The sequence below is a fragment of the Anaerovorax odorimutans genome (genome assembly GCF_024459955.1).
Lineage (GTDB): Bacteria > Bacillota > Clostridia > Peptostreptococcales > Anaerovoracaceae > Hominibacterium > Hominibacterium odorimutans_A.
Map to the genome: position 1 here is coordinate 1 of NZ_JANFXK010000042.1, position 4,136 is coordinate 4,136.

Annotated in this window: 4 protein-coding genes; all 4 read left to right on the forward strand. The window is 56.2% G+C overall.

Going from position 1 to position 4,136, the window contains the following annotated elements:
* Positions 1-905, forward strand: a 905-nt coding sequence (locus NE619_RS17555) for a DNA polymerase (RefSeq protein WP_256133788.1), incomplete at its 5' end; no start/stop codon positions are given.
* 16 nt (positions 906-921) lie between these two features.
* Positions 922-3,378: a virulence-associated E family protein gene (locus tag NE619_RS17560; protein WP_256133789.1), complete on the forward strand. Its 2,457-nt coding sequence runs from the start codon at positions 922-924 to the stop codon at positions 3,376-3,378.
* A 184-nt stretch (positions 3,379-3,562) separates the two neighbouring features.
* Complete coding sequence (locus NE619_RS17565) at positions 3,563-3,805, forward strand: hypothetical protein (RefSeq protein WP_256133790.1); 243 nt, start codon at positions 3,563-3,565, stop codon at positions 3,803-3,805.
* Entirely contained in the window at positions 3,786-4,127 is a 342-nt protein-coding gene (locus NE619_RS17570; RefSeq protein WP_256133791.1) for a VRR-NUC domain-containing protein, read from the forward strand. The genes NE619_RS17565 and NE619_RS17570 overlap by 20 nt, the downstream gene beginning before the upstream one ends.
* Positions 4,128-4,136 lie beyond the last annotated feature (9 nt).

The following is a 4,136-nucleotide window of genomic DNA, read 5'->3' on the forward strand; positions in this document are numbered from 1 at the left end:
TCAAGGTCATTTTTGGTAACGCTTCGGATCTTCTTTCGCAGCTGATCCGCACCTGCTTCATCGCCTCGCCGGGAAAGAAGATCATCTCCGCGGACTTTTCCGCCATCGAGGCGAGGGTGCTGTCCTGGCTGGCGCAGGAAGGCTGGCGGCTGGAGGTCTTCGCCACCCACGGGAAGATTTACGAGGCGTCCGCTTCGGCCATGTTCGGCGTGCCCATCGAGCATATCGTCAAAGGTCGGCCGGAATACGCGCTGCGGCAAAAAGGCAAAGTGGCGGAGCTGGCTCTGGGCTACCAGGGCGCGTCCGGCGCGCTGGTCCAGATGGGCGCGCTCAAGATGGGATTGTCCGAGGAAGAGCTTCCGGACATCGTGCGCAGGTGGAGAAGCACCAACAAGCGGATCGTGGACTTTTGGTATCGGATCGAAAGCGCGGCGATCTCCGTACTCAGGGACGGGCGGCCGGTCGGCATGGCGGGGCTGACCCTGCGGCGGGAATGCGACTTTGACCACGGCCAGGACTTTTTTACCATCCGGCTGCCGTCCGGGCGGAAACTCTTTTACGCGCATCCGTTTCTCTCACCGAACCAGTGGGGGAACGACAGCCTGCATTACTACGGCATGAACCAGACCACGAGGAAATGGGAGGTCGTAGACACCTACGGCGGGAAGTTGACCGAGAACGTGGTGCAGGCCATCGCGAGGGACTGCCTGGCGGAAGCGCTGGCCAGACTGGAGGCGGCCGGCCACCAGGTGGTGTTTACGGTCCACGACGAGGCGATCCTGGAAGTGCCAGAGGAGGTAACGGTCGAGGAAGTCTGCGCGATCATGGGCCGGCCGGTTTCCTGGGCGCCGGGACTCGACCTTCCGGCCGACGGGTTTGCATCACCCTATTACAAGAAAGATTAGAAAGGGGCTCACATAGATGATACTGCAAAACGACAGACAACTACAGATCAGCGCGGCGGGATCCCGTATAGCGACCGCCTGGCCAGTGCGGCAGCTTTGGTGGTCCGAGTTCATCGAGCGGATCAAGACGCCCGTCCGGAGCACGGAGAGCCTGCTTGCGTATTTGCGCTATTCCAAGAGCCAGCAGGACGATTTGAAGGACGTGGGCGGCTTTGTCGGCGGCATCGTGGACGGTCAGCGAAAAGCGGCCAATATAAAAGGCAGGGATTTACTGACGCTTGACCTGGACAACATCCCGGAAGGACAGACTGACAACGTCCTCTGCCGGCTGGACAGCTTGGGCTGCGGGTACGCGGTTTACAGCACCCGAAAGCATGAGCCGGCAAAACCGAGGCTGCGGGTGATCGTGCCGCTGTCCCGAACGGTGAGCCCGGATGAATACGAGCCGATCGCGAGGAAGCTGGCGGAGATCATCGGGATCGCGTTTTGCGATCCGACGACCTTCCAAGCCAGCCGCCTGATGTACTGGCCCAGCTGCAGCGCGGACAGCCAGTTCGTGTTCCAGTACGGCGATAAACCGCTGCTGTCCGCGGACGGTATCCTGGCCATGTACGGCGACTGGAAGGACGTCGCCCAGTGGCCGCGGGTGCCGGGCGCGCAGCCGGTGCAAAAGCTGGCGGCCAAGCAGGAAGACCCGGCGGAGAAAAAAGGCGCCGTCGGCGCGTTCTGCCGTGTCTATGACGTCTACGCGGCCATGGAGCAACTGATCCCGGACGAGTACGAACCGTGTGACCTGAAAGACCGCTACACCTATACCGGAGGCTCCACCACGGGCGGGGCCATCGTGTATGGCGACGGGAAGTTCCTTTACAGCCACCACGCAACCGACCCCAGCGGAGGAAAGCTCTGCAACGCCTTTGACCTGGTGCGGCTACATAAATTTGGGGACTTGGACGAGGAGGCGGCGGCAGGGACCCCGACCGGACGGCTGCCGTCTTATACGGCCATGAAAGAGTTCGCCCAGGCGGATCCGCAGGTGATGGCCCTGATGAAACAAGAGAAATACGAGACAGCGGTTAGCGACTTTGGGGGCGCGACCGATTCAGAGGAAGATTCTTCCTGGGTGCAGCAGCTGGAGATCAACGGATCCGGAAACTACGTGAAGTCGGTCAACAACATCCTGATCGTTTTGCGGAATGACCCGCTGTTAAAAGGGAAGTTTGCCTACGATGAATTTGCCAACCGGGGCTTAGTGCTGGGGGCCTTGCCCTGGAACAAGAAAGAAGATCGCCGGATGCACGCCGAAGAGGATGACGCCGGACTACGATGGTATTTAGAAGCGGTCTACGGGATTACCGGCAAAGAAAAGATTTACGACGGCCTGATGCTGGTCGCCATGGAGCAAGCGTTCAACGACCTGAAAGACTATTTACTGGGCCTGGCCTGGGACGGCGTGAAGCGGGTCGATACGCTGCTTTCCGATTACCTGGGGGCAGAGGATACGCTGTATTGCAGGACCGTGTCCAGAAAGAGCCTGGTGGCCGCCGTGGCGCGGGTGATGGAGCCCGGGGTCAAGTATGACTACATGCCGATTTTGTCCGGGGCGCAGGGCATCGGGAAAAGCACGCTATATCGCCTTTTAGGAAAGGCGTGGTATTCGGATAGCCTGGCCACCTTTGAAGGCAAGGAGGCGGCGGAAATGCTGCAAGGCGTATGGATCAACGAGGTGGGGGAGCTGAACGGACTTTCTAAATCGGAAACCAACGCGGTCAAGCAGTTTCTTTCCAAAACAGAAGACATTTACCGGGAAGCGTATGGCCGCAGGACGGGACGCTTTCCGAGGAAGTGCGTGTTTTTCGGGACCACAAACGATAAAGAATTTTTAAAAGACCCGACCGGGAACCGGCGCTTTTGGCCGGTGGACGTGGGGATCCGGGAACCAAAGAAAAACGTGTTTACCGAGCTGGAACGCGAGGTGGACCAGATCTGGGCGGAATGCCTGGTTTACTGGCGAATGGGAGAACCCCTGTACTTGCCGAAGGAGATCGAAGAACACGCCAAGGAGGCCCAGGAAAGCCACAGGGAGGCAAGCGCCAAGGAGGGTATGATTTTGGACTTTTTAGAAAAGCCGCTTCCGGAAAACTGGCAGCAGCGGGACATTCCCCAGAGGCGGATGTATTGGTCCGGCGAGTTTGATCGGAATCCCGGAACGGCGCCGAGAGATCGGGTCTGCGCGGCGGAACTGTGGTGTGAATGCTTCGGGTCGGAATTGCGATACATGAAGAGAGGAGACGCCAGGGAAATCAACGACATTCTGCGGGGCCTTCCTGAGTGGGAGCCAATGAAAACTTCCGGAAGATTTGGCCCGTATGGTGTGCAGCGTGGATACAAAAAACTGTCAACAAGTGAAAAAATCGTGGTTGTTGACACGTCTACAAATCAACATTCAAAAGATGGAAATGTTGACGTATAAGTAGACAGCGAAATCGTTGAAAAATTAAGCGGTTTATATAGTTGTCTACCTTGTCTACATTTTCTCTATAGAGATAAATGAAAGAAAGGAAATAAGGATTATATATACCTTTATATCTTAATTCTATATAAAGTATAGGGATTACTATACGCATTAAATTGGTAGGGTTACCAGAGGAGGCAATATGGTAGAGGTAGCAAAGGAGATATTGAATAAGCTGTTTGACCAGGCGGAGAAGGATACTGGAATCGCCAGGATCCCGGTGAGAGTGATTCGCTATTGCGCTGTGACAAAGTCGGGAACCAGGCTTTCAAAAAATACCTTGAAACAGGCAAGGCAAGAATTGGGACTTGAATCTTATCGAATTGACGGAGACCAATACTGGGAGAGAAGGAGGAGTGAAAACCATGAAGAAACAATTAAGTGAAAAAGCCATCGAAGATTATTTGCGGCTGCGAGTAAAGCAGATGGGCGGTCGAGCATACAAGTTCGTGTCGCCGGGAAACGCGGGCGTGCCAGATCGGCTGGTCGTGCTTCCGGGCGGCCGGATCGCGTTCATCGAGCTGAAAGCGCCAGGAAAGAAACCGACACCGCTGCAAATGAAAAAAATGCGGGAGCTCCACGGCCTTGGTTTTATAACGGGATGGGCTGACAGTAAAGAAGGCGTTGATCAATTCCTGGATCGGATGCAGATTGTCAGTGATGATGCAGTGCTGATGGATATTCTCGAGGCAGGCGGGCAGTTATGAGGTTTCAAC